General features: G+C 51.0%; 5 protein-coding genes. 2 read left to right on the top strand and 3 right to left on the bottom strand.

Translation table 11 applies throughout. The annotated features are described in order from the left end of the window. Window positions 1–54: 54 nt before the first annotated feature. On the bottom strand, window positions 55–1,518 hold the full coding sequence (locus IGR76_03065; GenBank protein ID MBF2077511.1) for a phosphoglucomutase/phosphomannomutase family protein: 1,464 nt from the start codon (window positions 1,516–1,518) through the stop codon (window positions 55–57). A gap of 419 nt (window positions 1,519–1,937) precedes the next feature. Here IGR76_03065 and purS point away from each other — a divergent pair, with 419 nt between their 5' ends. Both purS and purQ read left to right on the top strand, forming a co-directional pair. Further along, on the top strand, window positions 1,938–2,204 hold the full coding sequence (purS, locus tag IGR76_03070) for a phosphoribosylformylglycinamidine synthase subunit PurS (GenBank protein MBF2077512.1): 267 nt from the start codon (window positions 1,938–1,940) through the stop codon (window positions 2,202–2,204). Further along, entirely contained in the window at window positions 2,201–2,902 is a 702-nt protein-coding gene (gene purQ, locus IGR76_03075; protein MBF2077513.1) for a phosphoribosylformylglycinamidine synthase subunit PurQ, read from the top strand. Before purS ends, purQ begins: the two co-directional genes overlap by 4 nt. Window positions 2,903–2,918: 16 nt before the next feature. On the opposite strand, the gene IGR76_03080 is transcribed toward purQ, so the two are convergent. After that, on the bottom strand, window positions 2,919–4,241 hold the full coding sequence (locus tag IGR76_03080; GenBank protein ID MBF2077514.1) for an MCE family protein: 1,323 nt from the start codon (window positions 4,239–4,241) through the stop codon (window positions 2,919–2,921). Window positions 4,242–4,327: 86 nt separating this feature from the next. Beyond that, window positions 4,328–5,110 carry an ATP-binding cassette domain-containing protein gene (locus IGR76_03085; protein MBF2077515.1) on the bottom strand — a complete coding sequence of 261 codons (783 nt, stop codon included), beginning with the start codon at window positions 5,108–5,110 and terminating at the stop codon, window positions 4,328–4,330. Window positions 5,111–5,549: the final 439 nt, after the last annotated feature.

The following is a 5,549-nucleotide window of genomic DNA, read 5'->3' on the forward strand; positions in this document are numbered from 1 at the left end:
GGGAGGTTGGGAGGGGTCTCTGAAATAGTGCTACTTTACGAATCGGATTCAGTATCAACCGATTGAATTGGCCCAATCCCTTGCCCACTCTAGGTTGTTTTTCACATCGGTCATGGACTGAGCTTCGGAGTAAAGGCGCAACACCGGTTCCGTGCCGCTAAAACGGATCAAGAGCCAACTTTGATTGCTGAGCTGAAATTTGTAGCCATCAATCGTTAGGCAATCGAGAACAGACTGTCCGGCGATGGTTTGGGGCGTTTGGTTTTGCAGTTGTTCCAAAAGGCGCGATCGCACCTCCATGCTGGCCAGCGGTAGATCAATGCGATCGTAAGCCGAGGAAAACCCCGTCTTTTCCTGAAGCTCGGCGTATAGCTGGCTAAGATCTTTACCCGACTGCACCACCGTTTCCAGAACATAAAGAGCCGATAGCAGTGCATCTCGCTCCGGGATATGATGTCCGTAGCCAATCCCGCCCGACTCTTCACCGCCCAGCAGCACTGGCGTATCCAGCATGCGATCGGCAATGTACTTGTAGCCAATCGCGGTTTCGTGGAGCGGAAGGTTGTAAAGCTCTGCAACTTTGGGAATTAAGTTTGATCCGCTGATGGTTTTGACCACTTCTCCCTGGAAACCGCGCCGCACCGCCAAATGTTGGATCAACACGGGAATCAGCACTTGAGAACTGAGAAATGTCCCGTAGCCATCCACCGCCGCAATGCGATCGCTATCTCCATCAAAGACCAAACCCAGCATGAGTTGATCAGGGTGGGACTGCCGATAGTCCTTGATGTGCTGAATCAGGTCTGGAATGTACTGCGGTAACGGTTCCGGTGAACCGCCGCCAAACAGCGGGTCACGGTCAGAATTCAGTTCGTAAATACTCGTGCCCAACAACTGTTCCAGACCGCTCGCCGCCGCCCCGTGCATGGCATCGGCAAATACGACCAGTTTCTGAGTAGCGATCGCCGCTTTGATAGCCTCAATATCCACCCGCTGCCGCAGAGCCTCACAATAGCCCGTCCACGGGTTAAACAGGGTGATGGAACCCGGAGTCTCTGCTTTGGGGATCGCCTGATCTAAACGCGCCTCAACCTGCTTTGTCACTTCTGGCGACACCGATCCACCAAAGGCTCCCTTGATCTTGAGACCCGAATACTCGCCCGGATTATGACTCGCCGTAATCACAATTGCACCCAGCGCATTATGCTGTTTTGCCGCCCAACTAAAGGCTGGGGTTGGTGCATAACCCTCCGAAAGCAGCACATCAAACCCTGCGGCCTGAATTGACTCTGCCGCCGCTTGAGCAAACTTCTCCGAGAGAAAACGGCGATCGTATCCAACCACCACGATCCGGCTCGCCGTTTCGCCATAGTTATCGGCTAAAACCTGAGCCGCAATGGGAGCCACTCTCATCACCCGCTCAAAGGTGAAATCTGCGGCGATTAACCCTCGCCAACCGTCCGTGCCAAATTTGATCGGTTGACCTGCCATTTGAGTTGGAGAAAGAGAAGCTGCCATAGGAGTTCAGGATTAAACGATGCTGTCGTTGAATGATAAGGACTGAATCGGGCGATCGCTCTTAAGTATCTCTAGAAAGACCATGGAGAGCGATCGCTCTTTACAAAAGCTGTCCTGATATTACTCTGTGAAGCGAACTCAAACCACCATTGAAGGTCGAGAACCGCAGAACTTGACCAACTCTTTGCAAACAGAATAAGTAATGCTTCTTGATTGATTTTCCCCATTCCCTGTCTAAAGAATTCCGCAGTTTTCCCACTATTCAGATGCAATTCTTGCTGGTCAGGAACCTACTTTAACCGCAATATCCGAAGTGCCCGCATGATCGACTGGCCTGCCTCTGGAGAATAGAGGGAAGAACTCTATACAATAGATGGGCGAGATGGCATGTGCCCCCTCAGGAGTCTTGGAAAACAAATATGGCCTATCACTACCAAGCAAAAATTTATGTAACCTTGCGTCCATCGGTATTAGATCCGGCGGGAGTTGCGGTGCAGTCTGGATTGAAGCACATGGGCTACGACAATGTAGAGCAGGTGCGGATTGGAAAGTATGTTGAAGTGACGCTGAGTGCCGAGAACGAGGCCGCAGCGAAAGAGCAGTTAGATCGCATGTGTGATCAGCTATTGGCGAATCCGGTGATTGAGAATTATCGGTTTGAACTGACGGAGCAGATTGCCGTATGAAGGTGGGTGTCCTTGTTTTTCCAGGTTCGAACTGCGATCGCGACATTGCCATGGTGACCCGTGACGTTTTGGGACAACCGACACGCATGGTTTGGCATGAGGATCGCGATCTGGGCGATCTCGATTTGGTGATTGTGCCCGGTGGCTTTAGCTATGGCGATTACTTGCGGTGTGGGGCGATCGCCCGTTTTTCGCCCGCCATGCAAGCAACTATTGCCCATGCAGATCGAGGTGGATTAGTTCTGGGCGTGTGTAACGGATTCCAGGTGCTGACGGAAGCGGGACTCTTGCCTGGGGCGTTGGTACGAAACCAGGGATTGCATTTTGTGTGCGATCGCGTCGGCTTAAAAGTTGAACGGGCCAATCTTCCTTGGACGAACCAGTACCAGGCGCAACAGGTAATTACCCTACCCATTGCCCACGGTGAAGGCTGTTACTACGCTGATACTGCAATCTTGGATGAGTTGGAACAACATCAACAGGTGGTGTTCCGCTACTGCGATGCGAAGGGTGCCACGACTCTGGAATCCAACCCAAATGGCTCCTTAAATAACATCGCTGGAATCTGCAATCGAAACGGCAATGTGTTGGGAATGATGCCCCACCCTGAGCGAGCTGCTGATGCTTTTATTGGCGATACCGATGGTCTAGCCCTATTCCAAAGCGTTTTGACCAGTGCCGTGGGGGCGATCGCCTAACTCCACCGACTCAGAGTTATTTGGAGGACGAGGGATCGGGGGCAATATAACCCGGATTCGCTGAGGGCATCTCGAACTGAGAGGAGTTGATCTTAACGTCACTTTCTAAAAGCCGTAGTTGGTCGTGGTTTGGGTAAGGGACGATCGTTTGCGGCAGTTGGGCGATCGACGCCTGCACAATTTCATCGAAGGCATCGGGGCGACTGGCGCTTGTTTCCTGGATGGGGGCAAGCGCTTGAGCAATTTGGGTTTGCTGCTGGAGCTGTTCCGCAGAGGAAACTAGGCTACTCAATCCGTCAATCAGGTCTCGGACATTGCGCCGAAATTCTGGGTCGCCTGTCAGTTCATCGAGATCGGCTGTAATTTTTTGGGCGTTTTGAAAGGTGACCCGCGCCGAGTCTAGGGTTTGTTGCAGCATCAGCAGATTCTCTGGACTGCCCACCGTCTCGGACAACACGCGGAGATTTTCCGAGGCGATCGCCGCATTGGTGGATAAGGTTTCTAAATTTGCCAGGAACGTCCCATCTTCCAATGCTGGACTCACGCTAGATAAAAGATTCTGAACATCGCTGCTGGCTTGGTCAATGTTGTTTAGCGTGCTGATTAGTGCTGACCGATTAACTTCAATGAGTTCATTCACCTGAGCCGCCGTCAGGCTAATTTGGGTTGCAGCATTACCGAAGGCTTCAGTCGTTTGAACGGCTGCCTCTGCCAATTTGCCGACCTCAGGTTCCACCGTGCGCGTCAAGCTAGCCACTTCGCGGCTAAGTTCAGCAACACTGGCAGCCGCATCGGACGAATTACGGGTCAGTTCGCGAACTTCGTCAAAGAATCCTGTTTCAGTAAAGAGCTCAGCAATATCGTCAATTCCGCGAATCAGGGTGTCATAGCTGACCCCTACTGTTCCTGGTAAACGCGCTCCATCACATAAAATTACGCTGCTATCGCAGTCTGGAGTCAAGGGATCGCCACTCAGCGCAATTGCAACCTCTTCGACTTCAGGGTAAATATCCACAGAGGTTTCACCCACTAGCCCGACTTGATTCGCTTCAACGAACACATCCCGCGGAATCAGCAGCTCATTCGAAAAAAATTCAATGTCTGCCTCGACAAAACCTGACCCTGGACGTACTGCTAACACTCGCCCTACACTTACGCCCCGAAAGCGTACCGGCGCACCGGGCTGTAGTCCGGCTACATTGTCAAACTCGACCGTAATACTGTAGGTTTTTTCGCCAAGTGCAAACCCTTTCAGCCAGAGTAGACTGCCTCCCAAAAGTCCTAATCCTAAGATAATTAGGAGTCCGACTGACCCTTCGCGGAGTGTGCGCGATCGCATGATATGTCCTCAAGTCATTAGGTTAAAAGGTCGTCATTCTATCTGCCAAACTCTCTAAGCGGATAAGCAGGAGCGAACAACATAGATTAACTAGCAGCTTGAATGGGGCCATCGACGCTGCCACTGAAAAACTGACGTACGGCTGGATGATCGGCCGTATCGATTTTTGAGGTTTTTCCCTGCCACTGAATCTTACCTTGATACAGAAAAACGATGCGATCGGTTGTACGGCGAATGGTGCTATCTTGATGGGTCACCATAACGTAGGTGCTACACCCCTTTTGGTGACTCTGAAGGCTCCGAATTAAATCTTCAATCACGGTGGATGCAATGGGATCCAGTCCGGCAGTAGGTTCATCATACAGAATCACTTCTGGGACATCGGACGGTTGATCGGGATTGGCAATAATGGCACGGGCAAAACTCACCCGCTTTCGCATACCGCCAGAGAGTTGATCTGGGTAGCGATCGCCAATTCCAGGCAAGCCCACCAGATCTAACGACTGTTCTACCAAATCTCGAATGCGTTTTTGGGGAAGCTTAGAGTGCTGGTAAAGATAGAACCCAATATTTTCATCAACGGTGAGCGAGTCAAAAAGAGCCGCATTTTGAAACACCATGCCAATACCAATCGGATCTTTGTAATCTTCTACTAATCCCATCCGCTGCTGCCCCTTGATGTAGATTGAGCCTGAGTCAGGCATCATCAATCCGGCAATAATTCGCAGTACAGTAGATTTTCCGGTTCCAGAAGGGCCAATAATACCGAGCGCATCGCCACGATAAATGTCTAGATCCACATTATCGAGAACGACATGCCCTGAAAAGGACTTGCTTATACCTTCCAGTCTGATGAGGGGTTCAGTCATAGCTAGGATTAGTGCTCAGAACATTGTGATCTAGATCGGTGGTGCTTGCCAATTTTAATCACCTATTGGGGGTAATGGCATCACACAAAATCAAGATAAATCTCACGACGGATGGACGGTACAAGTCACTGCACGATTGGGCATCCTCCGAGATGATTAAATCATGCCCCCCAGTTAAGAGAACTTCAGGTTATGCAACGGTCTAATCATGGAATGACGCCTATTTCGGAATTCCTAGCGCATGGAATCCCGCCTCGACGACCTTTGGGTCATTGCCGCAGACGGCGATTGTTGGAAGTCGCTAGTCCAGATGGGCTTAATGCATTAGACGATGGATCTAGCCTAGGCCGTGCAAGCTATCTGTGTGGCTTTTGCTAATCCCTTAGCTCGACTTTATCCAATCAGGCGGCATGGCAGAGTAACTCGGTCCAGGTGTCGA

The organism is Synechococcales cyanobacterium T60_A2020_003, assembly GCA_015272205.1.
Taxonomy (GTDB): domain Bacteria; phylum Cyanobacteriota; class Cyanobacteriia; order RECH01; family RECH01; genus JACYMB01.

What these genes read in the sequence shown, in the direction of transcription:
- IGR76_03065 (MBF2077511.1), bottom strand. Translation starts at nt 1,518, where the DNA reads ATGGCAGCTTCTCTTTCTCCAACTCAAATGGCAGGTCAACCGATCAAA.
- IGR76_03080 (MBF2077514.1), bottom strand. Translation starts at nt 4,241, where the DNA reads ATGCGATCGCGCACACTCCGCGAAGGGTCAGTCGGACTCCTAATTATC.
- IGR76_03085 (MBF2077515.1), bottom strand. Translation starts at nt 5,110, where the DNA reads ATGACTGAACCCCTCATCAGACTGGAAGGTATAAGCAAGTCCTTTTCA.
- purQ (MBF2077513.1), top strand. Translation starts at nt 2,201, where the DNA reads ATGAAGGTGGGTGTCCTTGTTTTTCCAGGTTCGAACTGCGATCGCGAC.
- purS (MBF2077512.1), top strand. Translation starts at nt 1,938, where the DNA reads ATGGCCTATCACTACCAAGCAAAAATTTATGTAACCTTGCGTCCATCG.